Raw genomic sequence first — 22231 nt, forward strand, 5'->3', positions numbered from 1 at the left:
GAACTCACCCGGGAATACAAGAAAAGTGCGCGCTTTTGGAAGGATAGCAGATTGAAGGAATTTAATGAGGTGCTTAGTCAGTATGAGCCAATGATTCATAAGATCATCAACTCTCTTCAGATTTACAAGGAGAAAGATGAATACGTCCAAATCGGAATGACGGCCCTTTGGGAGGCATGGGATAAGTATGAGGAAGAGAAAGGCAGCTTCACGGGCTACGCCTACTCGACGATCCGAGGAAGGCTGCTGGATGAACTGAAACTCAGAGTGAAGTGGCAAGAGTCCTTCTCCTATCCTGAAGAAGAATTTTGGGAGATGGTTCCGGACGAGTCCCAAGAGAGCTGTCTCCAAACCGAAACCCTTCTGACCTACTTTCAACCGTTAACCGATACGCAAAAGAAATGGGTACTCTACACGTTCATAGAGATGATGAAAATAACTGAAATTGCGGAACGGGAGCAGGTGTCCGTGTCAGCAGTGAAAAAATGGCGAAATGGAGCAAAGAACAAACTTTTAATCCGAAAAACAATTCAATGAACACGAAGCCTCTTTACTCAGGAGAGGCTTTTTGTCGATTTTATTAAAAATAATGTCTGATTTTTCAGAAACACACTCTATAGGCTGTGTTTATTACCAATAATATCCATAATAATAAACTAGTAAAGAAAATGAACCGACAGACCGCGGGAGGAAGGTGCAACACCTCACTCCCCTATTCTGTCAATCTATTAGAGGAGCGTGTTACATGAAAGAAATTGTATCGAGCTACACCATAACCAAAAAAACAGCTGCATTGATTCCCGTCAAACACCCCGACTACCTCACAAAAGTCATCGAAACGGACAACATCTTCTATGTCACCAAGCCGCCGCTGACCATCATCAAGAAAGCCTGCTTGCAAGGGTATTCCAGCTATGAAGGCAGACGTGAGGCTGTGAAGCATTTTACCGGCTATCAACGGAAAGTGCCGATCCCCATCATTCCGAAACAGAACATCTTCGCCTTCCCGTCCCTTTCACCTGAAGTCTTCGAATGCATCTGGCTGTTTCCCGCTCACATAGAATCCATCTCTAAAGCAAATACAGCTGATAAGGCCATATCTTCATTTGTAACATTGAAAAACGGCAAAACGGTTTACATGAGTGAATCTCCCGCTGTCCTGAGAAAGCAATTGCAACGGACTGCCTACTTCTCAATGATGTTTTTCACGGACAGTATTGGAGTGTAAGAGACAGGCAGATCATTCTATAACAAGGGCATCTACAAAAAATATTTAAAAAAATCGGCATTAATTACCATTAAATACCTTTTTACACTCTATAGACTGTGTCACCTTTTTTCTATCACTTCAATAATGAAGGAAAAAGGGTGGTTAGTATGAAACTAGAGGAACTTCTCAAACAAAGTTTCGGAAAAGTAATCAGGGCTCATCGAAAATACAAAGGACTTTCGCAGGAAGAGCTTGCACACCGCTCAGGTTTTCATCATAACCATCTAAATAATATAGAACTGGGCAAAGCTGGGATGTCTCACCATACTGTTTTTAAAGTTGCCGCCGGACTTAATGTGACTCCCAGCCACCTTCTGAAAGAAATAGAAGAAGATGTTTTCCCTTTATATCAAGAGGACGTAAAATCACGTACATAATGAATCTTTGGGGGAATGCTCCCCCTTTACTTCCTCGAACATCCCACTTCTTAACATCTATAAATTCACCTATCGTTTCCCAGGCTAAAATTGAAACCTTACAAAAAAGAGGAGGAAATCAAACTGATTTCGTCCTCTTTTTTCAATCAAAAATGTATATGTTTTGTCCCGCCTCCAACTGATTACAATGGTCCTCTATGACTAATCAAGAAGACAAAGGTTTATATTGACCAGCACGTGGTAAGTAAAATGAGGCTTTTCATTTTTTTTAAAGTAGATCTTCCTATCACTCTTATAAATTGAAGATCTCTTAGAATGATAGAAGCCACCTTCATCTCAAGACATATTTTCATTTTTTTAAAACAGGTGGGATAACATGAAAAAGAGATTTAGAACGACGGCTGGTCTGGCAGCCATTCCATTCTTACTGTTAACGGGCTGTTCGCAAACAGTCAGTTCTGCACACCAGGAACCCATACAGCATGAAAAGTCGAATATGACCGTCAGCGAGGAACATAAAGCTATTGAGAAGACAAAAAAGTCACCGAGATTCCAACAGGAAACTCCCTATCAAGCTATAGAACCTTCCGAGAGTGCAAAACCGTTGGAAACCAACTATACAGATAAACAGCTGGCGGAAATGCCAAGGACCCAGGCTCATGGAGGCGAAACGGAAAGGAGCGTTCCTTTAGGCCAAACTTTACTTAAAGGCGCAGAAGACCTTACAGACGGCCCGCTTAAGGAGCATCGAATCGTTTCCTATTACGGCCACCCCAATTCGGTTAATATGGGCATCTTAGGAGAGCACCGCCCTGAGGTATACATGGAGAAACTAAAGGAAAAAACCAGGGCTTATTCTGAACTGGACCCTGAAAGACCGGCAATCCCGGCAATCGAATTAATTTCTACCGTAGCCCAGCGAACTCCCGGGGAAGATGGCGATTATATTGTTCCGACAGCAGATGAGCATATTGAAGAATATGCAAAACTGGCAGAGGAACACAATGCCCTGCTGATCCTCGATGTTCAACTTGCCCGTGACACCGTCATGAATCAAGTGAAATCGCTCGAGAAATACTTGAAACTCCCTCACGTCCATTTAGCCATCGATACGGAATTCCGCGTGGAAGAAGGTCAAGTGCCCGGAGTGGATTTAGGGACAGTCGATGGGAAAAACATTCAAAAAGCGATTGACTATGTATCAAATCTGGTGGAAGAAAATGGACTTCCGGACAAGCTTGTCATCGTCCATCAATTTTCAGAATATGTCCTAACCAATACGGATGCCATCCAACCTACAAAAAACGTGGAAGTGGCGCTGAATTTTGACGGCCATGGAATGGATGCAATCAAACGAGCCGGATACAATGAACATGTGCAGAAAGAGCCGATTCAGTACGGTGGATTCAAGGTTTTTTACAAGAAGGACGAACCATTAATGACTCCGAAAGATGTTCTGGAATTAGATCCTGCACCGGCGTTTGTTAACTACCAATAAAATAGTGTCAGGATATAGGTCCGGATTTCTTGTTGATCAACGAGAGATCCGGTCTTCTTTTTTGCCTTAATCCACTTAACTTGGCCTCACACCCAGCTTAGCCGTCACGGTTTAAACCGAACAAAACCAGCTGTATTCCTTAATGAAATTCAACTTCACCATCCCGACCGGACCATTGCGATGCTTGGCCAGGTTGACCTCCGTTGTCCGTTCCTTGGTTTTTCGGTTGTAGTACTCATCGCGGTAAAGAAGCATGACAATATCGGCATCCTGTTCGATGCTGCCCGAGTCCCTCAGATCGGACATCATTGGCCGCTTATCTCCCCGCTGCTCCACGGCTCTTGAAAGCTGGGAAAGCAGGATGATCGGTACCTGATATTGCTTTGCCAGTAGTTTCAATTCCCTGGTGATTGCCCCAATCGCAAGGTCATGACGTTCGAACTTTCCTTCAACCGGTATCAGCTGCAGGTAATCGATGACGACAAGATAGGGAGCATTTTCATTTTCCCTGCGTGTCTTTTGGATCCTGGCCCTGATGGAGTCAAGGGTTTGCCGTCCCGTATCATGGATTTGCAAAGGCAGCTTCAAACAGGTATCCATTGCTTCATGAGCCCGTCTTTGTTCTTCGTCACTACATAACTTTTTGGGATTCTTCCACTTTCCAGCATTTATCCGAGCCATTCTGCTCAGCAATCGTTGATACAGCTGCTTCCCGCTCATCTCCAGCGAAAAGAAATCAACGACTGCTCCATTGAGGGCAGCACTATAAGCCATGTTGAGCACCAATGCCGTCTTGCCCATGGACGGCCTTCCAGCGGCAATGATCAGTTCTCCCGGTTTGAAGCCTCCCGTCATGTTGTCAAGACGCTCAAACCCTGAAGTTACTCCGACATGCTCCGGCTCCGAGCAAAATGACTCGACAATCTCAAACAGCGGGTCACTTTTTGTTTCATGCTGCTGCAAGACCATTTCCTGGGTGCCCACAAACATCTCGTAAAGGGCTTCTGCCTTAACACTGGAGGGGTCGTTCAAAAACTGGGAGGCCGACTCCTGAAGCTTTCGGAGCCTATACCTTTCCAACACGATTTTCTGGTAATCATCGAGACCGCTGATGGACGGACAGCAGCAGGCAATATCCGTGATATAAGATAAACTGCCGACATTCTCGATCCCATCACCGAGCCGGTCGACAATCGTAACCGGATTGATCTCCAGTCCATCTCTTTGCAGACTCTTCATCGCTTTGAAAATAATCCTGTTTCTCATCTGTGAAAAATTCTCCGGCTTCAGAATAATGTCATTGATGGCAGACGGTTCAAGGAAAACAGCCCCAAGCAGCATACTTTCTGCTTCATAGAGCTCCTGTTGACGGGAAAGCTCCTCATCCACAGACGGGCTTAGAGAAAATAGGTGTCCAGCCTGATCCTTCTTCAAGGCGCTTCTCCCCCTCTCTTTTCCACTCTTCCATTTGAGCAAGAAAGTCATTCGTTTCAGTCAGGAGATCACTTACAGACTCAGGTATTTTAGTCGATGTTTCTGCACTTTTAATCTTTTGCATCAAAGCTTTCTCGTAGTATAGAAAGGATTTTATGCTGCCATACCTGTTTCGCTTTTTATAAGAGGCATGTACCTCTTCCATCCACTTCACCAACTGCTGATCATCAACCTCCCCTTCGCATACCCTCTCAATTGCACACTGTTCTTTTGCCGAGATATGAAATCCTGCATTTCGTAGAGTCATAAACTTATTGGTCACCACTTCAATCTTGCTGCTTTCTTTTTCTTCTGGTTTTCTGGAGTATTCTTCTTTAGAATCTTTAACCATGTCTTTAAGATCTTTTTTATCTTTCTTTTCTTTCTTACATTCTTCTTGTTGTACCTCAGCCGTTTTTTCTCTGTTCTCTGGCAGTTCTTCACTCGTCGGGCCGCTTTTATCGCAAAAAAATTCCTGAGGCTCAGCTTCCTCCTTCACAATCGTAAACAGAGTCCCAAAGCGGGTTTCTTCTGTCGTTATGTAACCAAACTTCACAAGGCGGTCCACACTTCGCTTGACCGTACTCTTGGCAGGAACCTTCACATTACCATTCTGGATATACATCAAATCCTCGGCAATCAGTGAGAATGATCGCAAATACTGCCCCTTCCTCACCTTCACTTCATTCACCATAACATGTTCCTTCTGAACAGCCTTGCAGCTCAGCAAAAGAAAGAGCCTCAATGTGAATGGTTCACTCCAAATTTCACTTCCAATGGTATTGCGTTTGAACTTAATCCAACCAGTCATCTTCATCATTCCTCCTATATACGTTTCTAGTTTGTATATAGAAGACTTAAGTGTGATAAAGACACCCCTTTTTAAAAACTTACAAAAAAATGCTGACTTCCTGGATCCTCATGTAATGGAGAAAAAATTCAACTATGAGAAAAATTTTTACAACTTTACATATTACATATCCGCGCTCAACGACACTTACAAGATTTATCAATCGAACAATTAGCTGAGAAATCCGGCCTTCATGATTCATATCTTGGGGAAATTGAAAGAGGCGAAGCAAATCCATCTGCGATTGCCCTGGCAAAGATAGCATCAGGTCTTGGCTTATCAACTACCCACGTATTTACAAAAGAAGCGAATGATCTATATCTCCCGCTTCCGATCAAACATTTGTATTAAGTTCCATCCATACTAAAAGGAGCCCATGCAAAATAACATGCACGAGCTCCTTAGGAAAGATGAAACTTGGATAAAAAACCATGAAACCTACTTTTATTTATTAATCAAGCAGCAGTGTATAAAATCACCAAGAGTCAGGTCTTTCAATAACTCCTTTGCCGTTCTTAAACTCATACTTCAATTCAGACTCCTCCACTCTAAAGTAAACGTGATATCCCTTGTTCCCCTTAAAAAAATTCGGCGTATGATGAACATACACATAGTCGAGAAACACCTTCAGACCAGCATGGTACCTCGATAGCGTGCAGTCGACGACCATCTCATCCATATAATGATCGACTTCCTCCATAGTGGAAAAGTAAAGAATCTCATCGACTTCTTTGTTGTTTTCTACATTAAAACTTTTGACAAAATACATAAAAAAACACCTCCTAATCTAGTAAGTTCGACAAGATAGGAGGTTTTTCCTTTTATTTCCTTTTCGATTCCACTGAATGGGCGTTGGAGATGGAACCTTTCCGGTCGTTTATGTAAATTGCCCTGGGACTTACCAATCTTCTTAGTTCACATAAAGTGATTAAAGTACTCTAAAACCAGCAAAAATCTCTTACCCTTTATTTTTATAAGTGCCTTCTTTGTTAATCTCCCTGACGTTTTAATTGATCCAAAGTATTCCCTGTTTCATCTTTCCACTCAGTCCAACCGTTTGCACGTCTTGCTAAAACTGCTGCCGCAGCTGCACTAGGTGAACTAAAGATGTGATCTTCATTAAAACGAAATACATTTTCTTCTTCAATTAAAATTCTATTATCTTTCAATTCATTTCTCATTTTTTCAATAGTCAAACCCGAAGATGCCGACTCTATTTTATTACTCGTTGAACCTTTCAATACCACAAATCCTTCATTTGTATATTCTCCTTTGGCAAAAGCGTCCTTTCCTTTACAATAAAATATCTCTTTCGCTTTATTACTGATTACCTGTTCAAAGATTGGAAATCCAAGAGCAGATAGAAGTGTTTTCATAGTTTCAAAGTTATCCATTAAATCTGCAACCATAGGTTCAGGCAGAGAAGATTGAGTAGGAATGTTTCCATTTTCTAATGTATATCGACCGATCTTCTTTGCCTCTTTATAAAAAAAGGATTCCAGATACTTTACATGCGATTTTGTAAAGCTGCTTGTTTTTGAAACTGCCACAACCGCAACATTCCAAAAGTCCTTATTTGCATCTCTATTATGCTGCTTAAGCCTATCGAAACAGTTCTCTGCTTCACCGATATACACACTAGGTTTCCCATCGCTATCTGACTTACCGAAAAGGAAGTAAACACCTACATTCTTAACCTCGTCCCTTTGATTCATTTCGGTAAGTTTATTGCGTGGTATTAATATAAGTTGAACAATCCTTGTAGTAACTTCAGCAATTTTCACACTGGTTGGTGATCCGTCTGGCATAAAGATTTGTATTGTCTTTCCTAAACTCATTTATAATTCCTCCAGGCCATAATAATTAATTCACTACAAATAGACTAGCATATTTCTAAACAAACTTATAAAGAATATGTAAAAACACTTCTAACTTTGTTAAAATATAGAAGATATTTATAATAGAATACAAGAAAGATGTGATAGCATGCTTAAAAATCTGATTACAAAGCTCTTTTCCTCTGAACAGAATAAAAACTCTCAAGTGAATACACCAGAAATTCAGGTTATAAAAGAAAAGGTATTGATATATGATACTGATCCAAATAGGATTATGGAAGTTACAAAGTCTCCGTTCCCAGAAGGAAGCTGTCAAGGCTATGTTTATTTCGTTCAGGAATTATTAAATGGCACTTTCAAAATTGGCAAAACGGCTACCATAGACCAAGAAATGAATATGTTTAATGAAAACCTTCCGTTTAAGACTCAATTAATACACTTAATAAAAACTGGTGATCAACACCAAACAGAAACAGCGTTTCATAAGCACTTAATGGAAAAGCACTTGGAGAGTGGCTGGTATACATTAAATGAAGATGATGTTAAATGGATCAAAATGGAAAATTATACTGATAATATAATTCAAACTATTGGTCAAGTTGAAGATAAGAGCAATAAGCCATTAACACCTAAACAAATTGAATTAGCAAAAACACTGATTAAAAAATTGGAAAAAGACTATATATTGAAAGTTGAGTTTTCTACTTTAACAAACAAGGATCTAAATAGATTGTCTGTTTATTTTCGTTACAAGAATGAAAGAGCGCTCTTAAACTTAGTCAAAAAAGGTGTCTTAGCCCCAAGGCGAAAAATACATAGTAAATAAAAAAAATCACGGGATGCATACTGCCTCCCGTGATTTTCTAACTAGTTTTTTCTGAGGTAGGTTTCTCCTTCTTCCGTTGATCAGCAATTTGTTGGAAATACCTCGTGAATTCAGATTCTCCAGAATAGGATAAACATAAATATTCTTTCGCACGGGTCATTCCTATATACAGCAAGGATACCTCCCTTTCAATATCCTCCTCCAGGGCAAAGGGCATGTTATCGAGATTGACGATAAAGACTGCCTGGAAATCCAAGCCCTTGCTGCTGTCTATTGTGCTGATTTTCACACGGTTATCATCCTTTTCAAATTTCCGCTTGGATTCACTGTTTTCAGTGATCCAAAAGAAGTCTATCCCTTCCGCTTTTAATTCTTTCTTCAAAATATCGACATAACTCATATTATAAGTCTTTTTCACTCTGTACAGGATGAGCATCTCTGAAAGCGGAACTTTTTTCTGTTCATGTAATTTCTTAATTTGTTTGGCAACGATCTTCGCTTCTGTAAAAAAAGAGTCAGCTTTTAGAATAGCAGGCTCCACTCCCCTTCGACGGGTACTTTGAGGAGCGATAATTTCGCCTTCAAAATCTTTCGCAACAACTTTGTTTTTCAATGAAGAATGAGATTGATAGAAATCCCAAGCAAACTTTACAATTTGGGCCGTGTTACGATAGTTAATGTTCAGCACCTTCGACCTTCCCCTGAAATTCAAACCAGTATCCTGAACATAGCTTCGCTTACGTTTATAAATGGATTGTGCCCTGTCTTCAACGAGCAGCAACGATTTCGTATCCGGATTCAGCAAGGAACTAACAAGTTCGTACCACTCCGATTCAAAATCTTGTCCTTCATCAATTAAGATTGCATCGTAGGTAGGGAGTATAGCCTCCCCATTCCTCAATTTCTCAAGAATAGAAGGAATATTTTGTTCCTTAATCCTTAAATCATTCTTCAGCCAAGAATGAAAGTTTCTTACTGTAATGTTATGAGGACTTGCTCCTGAAGTTTCATTTAAATTCGTAAAATCAAAGTCAAAGAGATTATCAGGTTCGTGCATCATATGGTGAATCATTTGCTCAATGTTACGAGCCAAGGAAATGTTATAACAGAGAATGAGAATCTTCCAATCAGGATGATCTTTGGTCAGCATTTTTGCACGACTGCCAAGAATAAGTGTCTTTCCACTTCCGGCAACTCCCCGAATCAATCGGTTTTTGTCACCGATCTGTTTAGCAAGGTTTTCTTGATGTAAATCCATCGCTTTAATATCGTGAAGAGAAAGCAACAGCTGATCCTGGTAAGGAACCGGTCTCTTAAATTCCGCACTGATCCGAACCTCCGGAAACAAGTGATATCGAATAGAATCCATCTCTTCTTTTGTCAACGGTTCTCTTAATCGATAAGGAACAATAAACATATTGGTAATCTTCTCGTACAAATTCTCTTCTGAAAAAGCTTCCTTATCTGGATCCATTTCATCTCTTGTCAGACAAAGTGATGGCTCGATGACAGAATATAAATCGTTTTCTATAAAATCCCGTTGTGAGAGCCTCGTAAATACCGTACCAAACCCATATGGGAACTTTAATTGAAATTGATACTTGCCTTCCAGCTGTATGAGATTCTTATCCTTTTTCAAATGATCAACAATATGAAACACATTATCCCGCGCCTGCTTCAATGGACTCTTCACCTTAGTCTGTTCACCAGAAGACGTCACCAGCGTCCATACATCTTGATTCAATTGGAATAACGTATTCTTGGTATAATCTTTCACTTCAAGAACCAACAACCCTAGTTCTGGACCAATAATGACAAAATCAGGCCTTCTTCCGTGAATTTCCGGTTCATAATACACTATATAATCATCGGGTAGATAACTCTTTAATGTTCTGAAAAGCAACCGCTCCCCTGCCGTTGCCGAAGAACGAATGCTCTCTGGAATTGTATAAGCCACAAGAAACACTCCAAATTATGAGGTTTTCTTTCATTATACTACAATAAGTTTAATATTTTACATAATTTGGAGTGAAAATTACCACTAGTAGCGAAAGTTCTACATATTCTTTATTAATAAAATTGTTTTTTGGTTTAAACTTAATCATTTGTATGCAACAATTTAAATGTTATTATTAAGTGGAGAACATTAGCTTGGAGGATAACATGAAAAAAACAGTCAAAGTAGTTGCTGCAATTATTGAAAATGAAAACAAAGAAATTCTTTGTGCTTTACGCTCTCCTCAAATGGCCATCCCAAATACGTGGGAGTTTCCTGGAGGTAAAGTAGAAAAAGATGAGGACATAAACTCTGCTCTTGTTAGAGAGATTGAAGAAGAACTAGAATGCACAATTGAAACAGGCGACTTACATAACGATATTACCCATGAATATGAAACCTTTATCATTAATTTGATTGCGATAAAAGCCAAAATAATTTCAGGACGTCCAACCCCTAGTGAACACTCAAAATTAGTTTGGTTAAAACGCGAAAACCTTGAATCATTAGTGTGGGCACCTGCTGATATTCCGGCCGTTGAATTACTAGTGAAAGAAAAATAGTCTTCTCAAATGAGAAGACTATACTTTTTTAGTGAACTCTGTATATAAACTTGCAGGTAATTCATGCTCTAATTCCATCTTTATAGTGATAGGCTTTTCTCCCTCATATTCCACAGAATTCCCTTTCCCAATATAAATATAAGGCTCTACCTTTCCATCAATCTCCTTATATTTTCTTACAAAGAGATGCAGGTTAATGCCTCTTTGTTTATTAAAAATTATATTCTTTCCACGATCCGAAGATTGACTTGTACTATTTGGAGTTTGCCACTGGAAGTAGTTTTCATCAATAATCTTATCTTGATAATTGATACTCTCCTTTATATCTTCTTCCTTATGAAGATCGATATAGAGGAAATACTCATTTTCATTGGCAAGTAATCCCGATCCCCGGAAAGAACTATGGGTTTTTCTATAGTTGGATAAGAGTGCTGCATCCACCATTTGGTATTGTTCGTAAAGCTTAAAATGAGGAACTCCATAATTCTTATATTTATATTCCTTTTCGTAGCGAAAAATACCATAATTTAATACATCATCAATAAAATGGTAGTAGTCACCGTTTTCTAAAGTGGCTTTAAAAGCATTTGTCTTAACTAATCGGCCACTATTATGTTCTACTAATTTTTCCTTGGTCCTTTTTTGAACACTATCATAGTAATCTTGATTCAAGTACTCAAAAGCATGCAGAATACTATCTTCTTCTACACCTTCAACAATCTTTAATATCTCATGCTTTGCCCTCTGAATTGTTATTTCTTCATGATCCATTAAGTAGCGCAAAATAATGAATTCGTAGATTCGTATGAGAGGTACCTTGCTTGATAACTCTTTCAATATACTTTCAAACGTATCATTTAAAAGCAACTTCTTTAATCCATCATCTTTTTCAACTTTAGCTACAAATTGTAGATACGACTTTTCTTTATCAATAAATTTAGTGGGATCAGGAGCCCCATCATATTTTAGATAATCCATGAGATATAAAGGTATTTTGCCTTGATTTAACTTCTTAAACTCAAAGTACTCTTCCTTAAGGTACTTCATCGAATTAAAGTTTTCTTTATCAATTTGTTCCAGTATTCTCTCCTGGGCAATCTCATCCATTTGTATATGAGTTGCTCCAGGTATATTAGCAAATCCCGTTGCTATCGCCACTTTTAAACTTTCTTTATCATAATAACGGCTTCCATTTAAGGCAATGGCGATTAAGAAAACCTTACTATGATTACCTATAAAATCGAGAACTGTTAGAAAAGACTTATTACCATGCTTCCGAAGACCACGGCCAAGTTGTTGGATAAATATGATTGGAGAGTTGGTTGGCCTTAACATCAAAACAGAGTTTATTGAAGGGATATCAACACCTTCATTGAAAATGTCGACGGTAAAAATAAACTCTAACTCGTCTTCATCATCTTCTAAGCGCCTTACGAAAATGTCTCTCTTCTCAATGGAATCTCCGCCATTTAAGCTAGCACTCTTATACCCTCTTTTATTAAACTCACTAGCCATATATTCGGCATGTTCAATACTCGCACAGAAACCAAGGCACTTTCTCTTCTCTCCATCATGTCCGTAGAAGTTCATCTTTTCTATAATGAAGTCTACACGTTTATTAACCTTCAGTCTTTTTGTCACTTCAGCAATATCATCAATAGAGATATCACTTAAGTCTACACCGTTAACGTCTGTAATTCCGAAGTAATGGAAAGGGATGATTAGTTCATCATCTAAGGCTTCATGCAAACGCACTTCTAACGCCACATTGTTATTGAATAAATCAAACACATTACCCTGGTCACTTCTCTCTGGGGTAGCAGTCATACCAAGAGTGAATTCGGGTGTAAAGTATTCCATCACTTTTTGATAAGATGGACTCGTTGCATGGTGTGCTTCATCATATATAATGTAATCAAACTCATTTCGTTTAAATTCTTCATAATACCTAGACATGGTTTGAATCGTTGAGAAAAGATAGTCGGCACTGTTTTGTTTGTGATTACCAGTAAACAACCCAAAAGTTTTATCGGTATTGGCGATAAGTGATTCAAATGTATCCTTGGCTTTTTTTAGGATTTCTTCTCTATGTACAAGAAACAATAACTTTTTTGGCTGAAAATTTTTCACATCAAAGGCGGACATATAAGTTTTTCCTGTCCCGGTAGCTGATATAACTAGTGCTTTGTTTTCTCCATAGGTCCTTAACCTCTCCAGGTTCTCCATGGCTCTTCTTTGCATTCTATTGGGAACAATATACTCAGCTTTCTCGAATATCAATTGCTGAGACTTTTGGTTTTGTTTAATCTTATTCAAGAAGTCTTCATACTGATCAATAAAATCCTCATCTGCATTTTGACTAAGATCCCATAATTGCTGGTATTCTTTTAGTACATCTCTAATAAACGCACCATTTTCTTTTGTTACAATTTCCACATTCCATTCAATATTGCTCTTAAGTGCACTTTGAGTGATATTGGAAGAGCCGATAATAACCTTAAAGCTTTCTTCATATTCAAACACATACACTTTTGTATGGAAGCCGATCTCTTTATCCGTAACAAATACTTTAAGATCAATGTTCTCAAATTGCTTAATCTTATCCATTGCTTTAGGATCGGTGAAATTTAAATATGTAGAAGTCAAAACTTGACCTTTGGTCCCCTTTTCTTCAGCAGCTTTTAACGATTCCAGCAGCAACTGTAAACCACTGAAATTAATAAAGGCTACACTAAAATAAAACCTTTTACATTCTTTGATTGATTGTATGAGTTCATTTAGTAGATTACCATTGTTTGAGTTTGTAATTAATTTCTTTTCAAATTCCATGTTGATCTCCTGACTTACAAAAGTATTGATCTTACAATAATTAACTTTATTTTACCAGATAAATATGAAAGGTGCTCTTTTTATTGAGCACCTTAATAACTTGATTAATAATATATCTCCTTCTTGTTCTTATCCTTCCATTTTTCCATCACAGCACTCAATAGAACTTTTCAATAACTTATAAATTTCAGAAACAAACATACCGTCCGTAATCAAATCTTCCGGTTCTGGCATAGTATTCTTATAGATTGTTTGTATATCTCTCGCGCGTACTTTTGTTGAACCTGTTCCGTTACGGTTGTAAGCTTGCTGCCATTCTGTAGATTGGTCATCCCACATTTTATCTAATATGAAGCTATAAAGTTTCACAGCAAAATCAGTGGCAATTAGGTCAATGCTACTTTGCTTCATTTCTTCCGTTGCTTGTGGCGCAGTCCAATTGACAGGCTTATTAATAATAGAAGTAAATAAGTATTCTCTTAACATCATAATAGCATCTGCTGTTGGGCTTAACCCGTCATATACATCTTCTCCAAGTTCAGCAAATCGTCTGCTCAATGCTTGAACTCGGGTCCAGTGCTGCTTCAGTGATTTATCTGTAGATAGATCCAATATACTGTTCCAACGTTTATAAAATTCATCGGCCGCTTTTTTAATTGCCAAAGAGGTAATCATTCCATTATAAATGGGAAAGGTCTCACTTGGATCTGTTTCTTCAATAGACTTCTCAAGAGCTTGAATAAGTCCTTCTAATTGCTGCACAGTATAGTCATCTTCTATATTTATGGTTTTATCGATTCCACCGAGGAAAAACAGTGTACCTTTTTCCAACTGTTTTCCCAACGGTCGTGCGACACTTGATCCTAATTTCTTTTCTATCTCGTCAATTGCATTAACCACTGATCCAATTACATGATTTTCTTTGTCTACGAGTTCAGGTAGATTATCTCCAGTAACTTCATCAAAGTGAGTAAAAGCAATACGCAATTTAGACGTGTGACCAGAAGTGACAATATGCTTTAATGCCGATATTGGTTCAGACACCATTGGTGATTCGGCGTTATCCACGAGTAGAATTGCATCCACTTCATCCATTTTTTTACTAATTGCTGTTGAAATACTTCCCCCTGCCTGATGCCCGAGCCCCTCGCCATCCATCAAGATTAATTTTGGGGTTTCGCCGCTGTTCCATTTAGGTGAAAATGAACCAACAATTCGGATTCCTTGTACAAGCGGTGTCATGAGTTTGCCGAAATAATTTGCATGATTACTTGTCATATGTTTGATTCCTTCAATAAATTCTTTACGATCCTCCTTTGCATAGGTCCAATACATTGGCCAATCTTGAGAATTATAAGTCCATTTTCCTTCAGGAACTAAAGCAATACGCTTTTCGATTTCCTCCATAACTTCCTCTACAATACTGGAATAATGAAGGCTCTCCTTCCAAAGTTCTTCAAATTTTAATTCAATTTTCTCTTCAATTTCCTTACCCTGTTCCGTTTCTTCTCCTAAGTGGTTTTGGATCTGACCATATATAGTCTGTGCGCTTATTTTAATTGAATCAATTATTTGTAATAATGTAGCTTCCAGTTTCTTTCTATCTTCTTGGGATACATAAATAGCGGATTGTTCAGTATGAGTGGTAGGTGTCTTTGAGGATCTTCGAAAGAGTGTATTAGTTTGTTTTGAAGTAAGATTTCCAAGTAAATAGCTAAGTCGAAAACGTTGGTCTGTGTGTTCTAAGAAATTCCGATAAACATTTTGTTCAGTTTCACCTCTTATATAAGATTTTCCACAATTCATCACACATTCTTCAACGTACATGCGAATCTTTTCATAAGAGAAGAACGTCACAACGGCTTCAAACTTTGGTTGTTCCTTTAAAACAATTTCCATATCACACACTGTGGTTTTAGCAGTCGAAGTTGAGGGGAAGCGTTCTTTTTCTGGATCTGTTCCGATCAGTTGTCTTAATAATGTCGTTTTTCCAGCCCCTGTTGTCCCAATGAGTTGAACTTTTGCATAACCTTCTTTTTTCGTAGGGAGAGGAAGAATTTTTTCACGAATTTCTATAAGATCTGGATTTTTTTTATACTCCAGTTGATCATAGAATGCATTTACCACTCTCTCATCGAAATTTAGCAAAGCTTTTGACCTTGCGCTTAGCGTCCAATAACTTTCATCTTCCAGTAAATAATTCATCTGTTGAATTAAAGCCTCGGCTTCAATTTCACTCTCAGTCCCTAATCCTCTCCGCACTTTTAACCCCCTTTTCCCCCTTGCATCTTTTCGTAACGGATGGCGAAACATCATACTCCAGCTCTTTCGGTTTTGGGAACGACTCTTACTTGCCTTATAATGGACTGTCATGTTACTTACCTCCTAAATATTGTTATACATAAGAAGTATTCTTTGGGTCGAAGAATTATGACACTCAATTGGAACAACGTGGAACAACAAAACCTAAACTATAACTGTTGCTATTTTCAGATGGATACCGGTGGTCGGAGTGCTCCAGTTGAACATGACTTTAAATCACGCACGCACAGATGAAATATGGGTTCCTTTATTAAGGAACCCATATTTCATCAAAACCATTCTTAATAGAATAGTCATAAAGCATGTGAATTTTTTTTGGCTCATAATTTTCCATTAATCTTGCAACATGTGAATTATTGTCTGTGACAATTAGATGTTCATTTCGTTCGACAATTCCATTAAGAAAACTTCTTTCCGGCAGCTTATCACTCTTTGAACTATTACACTTGTTACAGGATAGCACAAGATTCCATATATGATCAGACTGAACAAAGGACCAGGGAATAAAGTGGTCAACATGTGTTTCTCTCTTTTTACCTGTAAGTTGCTTATTACAATAGAAGCAGCGTGCCTCAAAATGAGAAAGTAGTATCTTTTCAAAAGGCTGCAGTGATGACCGCTTGGCAATGCTCTCTACTTTTCCAAGAAGATAGTTGATACTCGGTACCTCATTCAGTTCCTCGATCATGGCAGCCATGTGATAATTGGTAAGGTGTATGATAAGCCTTTGATAATTTAGCATAAAAGTATGAACCGCAGGGTTGAATCTTAGTTTCTCTGTTTTATGGTCAAAGGCATAGAACTTCCCCCTGGTGTCCCCATATAATGCTCCGAAGACATTGACCTTCATAGTGGATTTAACGCTGTTTGTCAGTTTTAGCTGCAGAGAATCCTTGAGCTTATCAAATATCATCTCGGGTGGTATACTGTTCTTACTTTGTTCGTCTTTAATGATGGATACGACTCTGGCATTCTTTCCCCTGTTATGTTGAGTAAGGTTATGGGTAACAATTAGATTCCAGTATACTTTGGTAAATGTATAAGCCAGTTGATCATATGTGACTTCATAGTTCTCATCAATTTGGTATAAGTTTTCAATCAGTGCTTTGATAAGAGCGTATTTATATGTAGATGATTTGACGGATTTCCCTGATAGGACAATGGTGAATATCCGCCAAATCTCTTCGTCGGTTAGGTATTCCTCTTTTAATTCCCCTACTCTTAACTTGTGACTCATTTAAACCATTCCCTTGCTGTATTAATCCTCTACCTCAATCAAAAAAATCTTCTCCTCAAAAGCACCACGCTTATCAGCTTTCTTTTGGCGGATCTCTTCGACTTCTTCAAGTGAGGACCCATGTGACTTAGCAAATGCATGCACGATCTCCATCAAATCAGCCAGCTCTTCCAGGGCCTCTTCCCTTGTTTCTGCATCTCGATATTCCTGGAGTTCTTCGAAGCTTTTATTTTTCAATTCTGTTATGTATTCTTCATCTGAAAGGATTCTAGCTTTGAATTCCTTTCCATTTGATTCAATGATTTCTGGGATTCTGTCACGTACTAGTTTGTTGTATACAGGCATAGAGGTTCCTCCAAAATAAAATATACTTATATTTTGTAATAACTTCCAATTTAATTTTATCAAAACATCAAAAAAAGAGCCATCTGAAATATGGCTCATCTGGTTATGTCTCATATTCTTAAGGGAGGACTGTTTCCACACAGTTTTCACAGTTGTTAATTTTTCCAGCTCTTAGAGACCCCTTGCTTAAGGAGATAAAAAAGACTTTGTAATGGGGGTCCAGTTATTTAAGGTAAGTATTTTCATTTGATGTGAATGGCCAGAGGGCAAAACCACCATGTCATATATCCTTCTTCCAGATTGACTTACATATAATCCGCCATTCTTCTAGAAAACTTTGTGAATTTCCTCTTATGCTTTGAATACACTGGTAAAATACAAGTTAGGAGGAGTGATTAAATGAAATGGTTTGGAATGTTAATTGTACCCGGCAATATGGAAATACCGAAAGTGAGAGTTAGTGTTAAGAAAACTAAAGACGGCCAATACTATGCGATGAGTGATTGTGGTGAAGTGGAGGCAGAAGGATTCGATGCTTTTGAAACTGCGAAGATGGTATACGAGTTCTCTATCCAATGGAGAGAATAAAGAAGGCAGATAAATATCTGTCTGGATTACTGCCTATGTTCAAAGACAAGGATTTCTACAAGTGATTTAAATTGAAGATAAGGCCCCAGTTTATTAATGATCCCCCCATCAGACTCCTAACCTTCCATCCTTCGCTCAGAACCCATGTTCTCCAAAAGCCTTGCGCCTGGACGTGAAACAGGTAGATGCTTCCCATACGAAAACACAGATGGTTTTAACCATTCTGTCGGGGTGTCAATGTGAATGAAAGTTCAAGGTGTGGTGAAACACTTTGATCGATCTAGGAGCCTGTTATAAGGTTTTTAAAGTGGAAAAGAAAGAGATAGTTACCTGTAAAAGCATGTATTCATTTAAAAGATTTAAGTAGCGGGCATTTACTTAGAGTGATATTCTGGGGAAAATAAGATTATAGTTTATCAGATAAATAATTGGAGCCATTTCTTTAAATACAGAAGAATGTACTTCTTACTGTCTGCTTAATCGCTCAATTTCTGATTCAACTTTAAAAACTCTTTTATTCAATACTTCGGTTTTATCATCCACATGTTCAGTGATTTTCTCTGTATAAGTACCAAGGCTATCAATCAAATTTTGCTGTAACTTTTGTTGTCCTTCTTCAAGTCTTGCTTGTCCAGCTTTTAATTCACCTACGTCTGTCTCTAATTTTTGTTGCCCTGCTTCAAGTCTGGCTTGACCAGCTTTTAATCCGCCAACGTCTGTCTCTAATTTTTGTTGTCCTGCTTCAAGTCTGGCTTGTCCAGCTTTTAATCCGCCAACATCTGCTTTTAACACGCTAACATCTGTTTTTAAGTCTTTCAGTTCGCTTAAAATTTGCTTTAGAATATCTTCCACAACAGCTTCCTCCTTCCCAAAAGATCTATACTGATTATACCACCTGAAACCTGTTCTGTTATAACAAAATTATATAGATTTTTTTCGAGTTTGACTTATAAAAACTCCACTCCACAATGTATCTCATAAAAAACTGTGCCTGTCCCTCAATGGACAAAGTATTAACCTTTTATGAAACAGGCCTATTCTTCCATAAACAGGAAAAGAAGCAAGGGAACCTCCCCTGCTTCTTTTATAACCCTCTAAAATAACAGTTCCTTCTGCTCGACCTCTCCAAGCCGGTCAAGCGCCTGTGGCTCATGATCCTGAAAATAGGCCACATCCCTTTCCTATAACCGATCTATTGTAAACTCTTTAACTCCAGCATCTCATCCACAAGTGGAGAAAGCTTTTCCATGTTTGCAATTAACTCTTTTATAACATCTTCAAAATGATCATTTTTGTTAATATTGATTTTTAAGATCGAGTTACTTCCATTTCTTTTTATATAATCCTTTTTCTGATTCAGCTTGTTAATACTATGATGGAATGAAGCTATCCTTTGTTCCCGGAGCTGGACATAATCGCTGTATCCATCTACCTTCATGTATGCCTTCTTCGGTTGGTATGGATTGGGTTCATAATGCATGGCAAAGTCAGTAACTGCATTAATGCTTAATAAGTCAATCGACAGCTCGAAATGAACGGATACGGAATCGGCGGTTAATTTGCTGCCATCAAATTTATTTCGCTCCCAGTCTTCTTTACTGAATAGAAAGACTGCTGCATTCCTCCCGAAACCTCCTGCCTCCCCGAATGTCATTGATAATCCATTAGGAAGGGAACCCTGGAAGAATTGAAGCATCTTAATCCAGATTAACTTCCTCTGTAATGAATTGATTTCTTCGTACTTAGCAGAAATTATATCTGTTGGTTTTGATGTAGTAATAGGATCATAGAATTCTTTTAGTAATTCCGTATAATCGGAGATCACCTTTCTTGCCGATTCATCCCTGATCAACTCATCCCAGTTGACATCTATGAACTCCTGGTAATCTTTTTTCTTGAAAGTTGGGTTTGCTGCCGGGGTGAAGAGATCTAAAGTTAAAAACAAAAATACCACCGCAGTACTGGGAGGAGCGTTAAGGGCAGACCGCAGTTTATTTATTCCTTCCTCGGAGGCGTATCTATTGGTCTGGTCTCCCCCTTCAAGTGCACCCAACTTATTTTCAATGACGATAATAAGATTTGTTTCGGCATCCACCCTTCTCTCAATCACTAAATCAGGCGTGCCTATTCCTCTTCCCAATCCTATCCTTGTTCTTGCAGCAAAACCAGCATTAGCAGTGGATACCTCACAGATCTCCCTAGCAAACCATCTGGCAAACTCACTTTCATGGTTGATAAGGTTACAAATAAGATCTGAAATTACATCTTCACGATAAAAACTATTTAGTAAAGTAAAAGTATTCATATCATTTCAACCTCTTCTGTTCTAGATTTGTAACATTATATATCTTTATATTTGCAGTTATGTAATGCAGGCATAAAATTTCAATATTTGATAATAACTTCCAATTTCATTTTACCAACTACAAGAAAAAAGAGCCATCTGCAAAAGTGGCTCTGATAATGATGTTTCCTATCTTTCTGGCAAAACGTTTTTCATGTAGTTACCGTTCTCCCTCCATGAAGAGGGTCTATAATTTAGCAATTCTAAAAACTATGAAGTTAGAAAATATGTGATATCTCAACTTTTGTTTTACCTCAGTCACCAAATCTCACTTAGATATTTCCTTCATCAAATATCAATCCATAAATAAGTATCGCCCTGCTTCTTTATCTAAAATCATTTCAGCATCTTTATGAAGCTTTAAAACAGTTGCAGGAATAGCTTCAATAGGGTCAGTATCTACTACTTTCTTTAGTATTTCTGATTTTTTTTCTCCATTAGCTAGTAAAAGGACTTTCTTCGCATCAAGTATATTTCTAATCCCTAGTGTGATTCCTCTATTAGGGGTAATATTATTAGTAAAATATTTCTTCCCAACAGATGTTGTTGTTGAATCTAAATCAATAATATGACTCTGTTTATTAAAAGAGATTCCTGGCTCATTGAAACCTATGTGTCCATTTAAACCTATCCCTAATACCATAATATCTACTCCGCCAAGTTCTTGAATTTTCTTATCTATCTTTTTACATTCGAAATTTAAATTTTCATTTTTCGCATTAAAAAAAAATAAATTTTCCGGATTAACATCAATATGGTTGAACAAATTTGTAAACAAGAAATGCTGACAACTTCCTTCATTTTCTTTTCCTAAACCCACCCATTCATCTAATCCTATGAAAGTACAATTTTTAAAGCTAACCTTGTTTTCCTTATAAGCATCTACTAAGAAGTCAACCATTTTTGCAGGCGTATTTCCCCCTGGAATTACAAAGACTGAGAATGGATTCTGTTTTAATTGGTCAATGATTACCTGGCACGCATATTTTGACATTTCTTCGTAATTTGAATAGATATTAATATTCATTCTTTCACTCCCCCTGCTGTCATCCCTGTGACTAAGTGTTTTTGAAATAAAATAATAATAAGTAATGGAGGTAATGTTGCCAATATACCCCCTGTTGCAATCATTCCATAATCTACGGCATTTTTCCCACTAAACTCTGCTATCGCTACCGAAATCGTTTTAGCTTCTAGTGATGAAGTAAAGAGTAATGAGTAGAAAAATTCTTCCCAGCTTAATAAGAATGAAAGAATAGCCGTCGCCATTAACCCTGGTCGAATGATTGGTATTACAACATACCAAAGTGCCTGCAGTCGGCTGCACCCATCGATAAATGCTGCTTCCTCCATTTCTTTAGAAAACGATTTAAAGTAGGATTGCATTACCCAAATAGTAAACGGAATAATGAATGTTAAATTTAAAAGTATTAAGGTCCCTTTAGAATCTAACCACCCCAACTGACTAAAAAGTAAATATAAAGGAATGACAATAACCACCGGAGGAATCATATAGGTAAAGAGGAACATAAATACAAGATACTTCTGAAATGGAAATGTTAACCTGGCAACTGCATAAGCAGCCAGGCTGCCAACCACCAAAGAAATAGTCATACAAGAAACCCCAATAATGATTGAATTTCCCATAGCTTGTTTAAACGTATATGCAACTGGGTTGTCTGGATTCGTGAAAATCTCTAAATATCTACTAAAAGTTACCTCTAGTGGAATCAATCGAAGCGGAACAGTCGTTAAGTCTTTTTGAAAAGAAACACTTGATATAAACAACCAAACATAAGGAGCAAGGGTGAAGAAAACGACAATAATCCCAAATAAATATTGTATTAGGCGAAACCATTTATTAGTTTTCATTCC

21 protein-coding genes are annotated in these 22231 nt (G+C 38.0%); 8 read left to right on the top strand and 13 right to left on the bottom strand.

The genetic code is table 11. The features are described from left to right. The first annotated feature begins 51 nt into the window (after positions 1-51). The 4 genes from V1502_RS10790 (at position 52) to V1502_RS10805 (ending at position 3145) form a co-directional block, all read left to right on the top strand. Entirely contained in the window at positions 52-537 is a 486-nt protein-coding gene (locus V1502_RS10790) for a sigma-70 family RNA polymerase sigma factor (RefSeq protein ID WP_409250654.1), read from the top strand. 208 nt (positions 538-745) lie between these two features. Beyond that, complete coding sequence (locus V1502_RS10795) at positions 746-1228, top strand: competence protein ComK (protein WP_409250655.1); 483 nt, start codon at positions 746-748, stop codon at positions 1226-1228. Positions 1229-1377: 149 nt separating this feature from the next. Continuing rightward, complete coding sequence (locus V1502_RS10800; RefSeq protein ID WP_409250656.1) at positions 1378-1647, top strand: helix-turn-helix domain-containing protein; 270 nt, start codon at positions 1378-1380, stop codon at positions 1645-1647. A gap of 376 nt (positions 1648-2023) precedes the next feature. After that, positions 2024-3145 (top strand): hypothetical protein, encoded by a 1122-nt coding sequence (locus V1502_RS10805; RefSeq protein WP_409250657.1) that lies wholly within the window; start codon positions 2024-2026, stop codon positions 3143-3145. A gap of 111 nt (positions 3146-3256) precedes the next feature. Here V1502_RS10805 and V1502_RS10810 read toward each other — a convergent pair whose 3' ends face one another. Together V1502_RS10810 and V1502_RS10815 are read right to left on the bottom strand one after the other, a co-directional pair. Further along, positions 3257-4579 carry a replicative DNA helicase gene (locus V1502_RS10810; RefSeq protein WP_409250658.1) on the bottom strand — a complete coding sequence of 441 codons (1323 nt, stop codon included), beginning with the start codon at positions 4577-4579 and terminating at the stop codon, positions 3257-3259. Next, a complete protein-coding gene (locus V1502_RS10815; RefSeq protein ID WP_409250659.1) occupies positions 4527-5429 on the bottom strand; it encodes a DNA helicase in 903 nt (300 codons plus the stop codon). The genes V1502_RS10810 and V1502_RS10815 overlap by 53 nt, the downstream gene beginning before the upstream one ends. A gap of 168 nt (positions 5430-5597) precedes the next feature. Here V1502_RS10815 and V1502_RS10820 point away from each other — a divergent pair, with 168 nt between their 5' ends. After that, complete coding sequence (locus V1502_RS10820) at positions 5598-5819, top strand: helix-turn-helix domain-containing protein (protein ID WP_409254332.1); 222 nt, start codon at positions 5598-5600, stop codon at positions 5817-5819. 124 nt (positions 5820-5943) lie between these two features. Here the strand turns inward: V1502_RS10820 and V1502_RS10825 are convergent, their stop codons facing one another. After that, positions 5944-6237: a hypothetical protein gene (locus tag V1502_RS10825; RefSeq protein ID WP_409250660.1), complete on the bottom strand. Its 294-nt coding sequence runs from the start codon at positions 6235-6237 to the stop codon at positions 5944-5946. Between the two features lie 220 nt (positions 6238-6457). Continuing rightward, complete coding sequence (locus V1502_RS10830) at positions 6458-7306, bottom strand: GIY-YIG nuclease family protein (protein WP_409250661.1); 849 nt, start codon at positions 7304-7306, stop codon at positions 6458-6460. A 148-nt stretch (positions 7307-7454) separates the two neighbouring features. On the opposite strand from V1502_RS10830, the gene V1502_RS10835 reads away from it, so the two are divergent. Then, positions 7455-8132 carry a GIY-YIG nuclease family protein gene (locus V1502_RS10835; RefSeq protein ID WP_409250662.1) on the top strand — a complete coding sequence of 226 codons (678 nt, stop codon included), beginning with the start codon at positions 7455-7457 and terminating at the stop codon, positions 8130-8132. Between the two features lie 37 nt (positions 8133-8169). Here the strand turns inward: V1502_RS10835 and V1502_RS10840 are convergent, their stop codons facing one another. Next, positions 8170-10089 carry a 3'-5' exonuclease gene (locus tag V1502_RS10840; protein WP_409250663.1) on the bottom strand — a complete coding sequence of 640 codons (1920 nt, stop codon included), beginning with the start codon at positions 10087-10089 and terminating at the stop codon, positions 8170-8172. A 206-nt stretch (positions 10090-10295) separates the two neighbouring features. On the opposite strand from V1502_RS10840, the gene V1502_RS10845 reads away from it, so the two are divergent. After that, positions 10296-10691 (top strand): (deoxy)nucleoside triphosphate pyrophosphohydrolase, encoded by a 396-nt coding sequence (locus tag V1502_RS10845; RefSeq protein ID WP_409250664.1) that lies wholly within the window; start codon positions 10296-10298, stop codon positions 10689-10691. An 18-nt stretch (positions 10692-10709) separates the two neighbouring features. On the opposite strand, the gene V1502_RS10850 is transcribed toward V1502_RS10845, so the two are convergent. The 4 genes from V1502_RS10850 to V1502_RS10865 all read right to left on the bottom strand — a co-directional run bounded on the left by V1502_RS10850 (position 10710) and on the right by V1502_RS10865 (position 17424). Next, complete coding sequence (locus V1502_RS10850) at positions 10710-13520, bottom strand: DEAD/DEAH box helicase (protein WP_409250665.1); 2811 nt, start codon at positions 13518-13520, stop codon at positions 10710-10712. Between the two features lie 129 nt (positions 13521-13649). Then, positions 13650-15893 carry a hypothetical protein gene (locus V1502_RS10855; protein WP_409250666.1) on the bottom strand — a complete coding sequence of 748 codons (2244 nt, stop codon included), beginning with the start codon at positions 15891-15893 and terminating at the stop codon, positions 13650-13652. 199 nt (positions 15894-16092) lie between these two features. Continuing rightward, the gene (locus V1502_RS10860; RefSeq protein ID WP_409250667.1) at positions 16093-17079 is read right to left on the bottom strand and encodes an HNH endonuclease; all 987 of its coding nucleotides are present in this window, start codon (positions 17077-17079) and stop codon (positions 16093-16095) included. Between the two features lie 21 nt (positions 17080-17100). Then, positions 17101-17424 carry a phosphoribosyl-ATP pyrophosphohydrolase gene (locus V1502_RS10865; RefSeq protein WP_409250668.1) on the bottom strand — a complete coding sequence of 108 codons (324 nt, stop codon included), beginning with the start codon at positions 17422-17424 and terminating at the stop codon, positions 17101-17103. Positions 17425-17823: 399 nt separating this feature from the next. Here V1502_RS10865 and V1502_RS10870 point away from each other — a divergent pair, with 399 nt between their 5' ends. Beyond that, positions 17824-18012 carry a hypothetical protein gene (locus V1502_RS10870; protein WP_409250669.1) on the top strand — a complete coding sequence of 63 codons (189 nt, stop codon included), beginning with the start codon at positions 17824-17826 and terminating at the stop codon, positions 18010-18012. 465 nt (positions 18013-18477) lie between these two features. Here V1502_RS10870 and V1502_RS10875 read toward each other — a convergent pair whose 3' ends face one another. The 4 genes from V1502_RS10875 to V1502_RS10890 all read right to left on the bottom strand — a co-directional run bounded on the left by V1502_RS10875 (position 18478) and on the right by V1502_RS10890 (position 22228). Continuing rightward, positions 18478-18864 (bottom strand): hypothetical protein, encoded by a 387-nt coding sequence (locus V1502_RS10875; RefSeq protein WP_409250670.1) that lies wholly within the window; start codon positions 18862-18864, stop codon positions 18478-18480. A 340-nt stretch (positions 18865-19204) separates the two neighbouring features. Next, positions 19205-20317, bottom strand: a complete 1113-nt coding sequence (locus V1502_RS10880; RefSeq protein ID WP_409250671.1) for a PD-(D/E)XK nuclease family protein — start codon at positions 20315-20317, stop codon at positions 19205-19207. Positions 20318-20651: 334 nt separating this feature from the next. Continuing rightward, positions 20652-21383, bottom strand: a complete 732-nt coding sequence (locus tag V1502_RS10885) for a glucosamine-6-phosphate deaminase (RefSeq protein WP_409250672.1) — start codon at positions 21381-21383, stop codon at positions 20652-20654. Next, positions 21380-22228: a carbohydrate ABC transporter permease gene (locus V1502_RS10890; RefSeq protein WP_409250673.1), complete on the bottom strand. Its 849-nt coding sequence runs from the start codon at positions 22226-22228 to the stop codon at positions 21380-21382. The genes V1502_RS10885 and V1502_RS10890 overlap by 4 nt, the downstream gene beginning before the upstream one ends. Positions 22229-22231 lie beyond the last annotated feature (3 nt).

Source organism: Rossellomorea sedimentorum (assembly GCF_046237645.1).
GTDB lineage: Bacteria > Bacillota > Bacilli > Bacillales > Bacillaceae_B > Rossellomorea > Rossellomorea sedimentorum.

Coding starts and splice junctions, on each gene's coding strand:
- V1502_RS10860 (WP_409250667.1), bottom strand. CDS start 17,079: ATGAGTCACAAGTTAAGAGTAGGGGAATTAAAAGAGGAATACCTAACC.
- V1502_RS10880 (WP_409250671.1), bottom strand. CDS start 20,317: ATGAATACTTTTACTTTACTAAATAGTTTTTATCGTGAAGATGTAATT.
- V1502_RS10870 (WP_409250669.1), top strand. CDS start 17,824: ATGAAATGGTTTGGAATGTTAATTGTACCCGGCAATATGGAAATACCG.
- V1502_RS10855 (WP_409250666.1), bottom strand. CDS start 15,893: ATGACAGTCCATTATAAGGCAAGTAAGAGTCGTTCCCAAAACCGAAAG.
- V1502_RS10815 (WP_409250659.1), bottom strand. CDS start 5,429: ATGACTGGTTGGATTAAGTTCAAACGCAATACCATTGGAAGTGAAATT.
- V1502_RS10850 (WP_409250665.1), bottom strand. CDS start 13,520: ATGGAATTTGAAAAGAAATTAATTACAAACTCAAACAATGGTAATCTA.
- V1502_RS10825 (WP_409250660.1), bottom strand. CDS start 6,237: ATGTATTTTGTCAAAAGTTTTAATGTAGAAAACAACAAAGAAGTCGAT.
- V1502_RS10845 (WP_409250664.1), top strand. CDS start 10,296: ATGAAAAAAACAGTCAAAGTAGTTGCTGCAATTATTGAAAATGAAAAC.
- V1502_RS10830 (WP_409250661.1), bottom strand. CDS start 7,306: ATGAGTTTAGGAAAGACAATACAAATCTTTATGCCAGACGGATCACCA.
- V1502_RS10805 (WP_409250657.1), top strand. CDS start 2,024: ATGAAAAAGAGATTTAGAACGACGGCTGGTCTGGCAGCCATTCCATTC.
- V1502_RS10890 (WP_409250673.1), bottom strand. CDS start 22,228: ATGAAAACTAATAAATGGTTTCGCCTAATACAATATTTATTTGGGATT.
- V1502_RS10835 (WP_409250662.1), top strand. CDS start 7,455: ATGCTTAAAAATCTGATTACAAAGCTCTTTTCCTCTGAACAGAATAAA.
- V1502_RS10795 (WP_409250655.1), top strand. CDS start 746: ATGAAAGAAATTGTATCGAGCTACACCATAACCAAAAAAACAGCTGCA.
- V1502_RS10885 (WP_409250672.1), bottom strand. CDS start 21,383: ATGAATATTAATATCTATTCAAATTACGAAGAAATGTCAAAATATGCG.
- V1502_RS10800 (WP_409250656.1), top strand. CDS start 1,378: ATGAAACTAGAGGAACTTCTCAAACAAAGTTTCGGAAAAGTAATCAGG.
- V1502_RS10865 (WP_409250668.1), bottom strand. CDS start 17,424: ATGCCTGTATACAACAAACTAGTACGTGACAGAATCCCAGAAATCATT.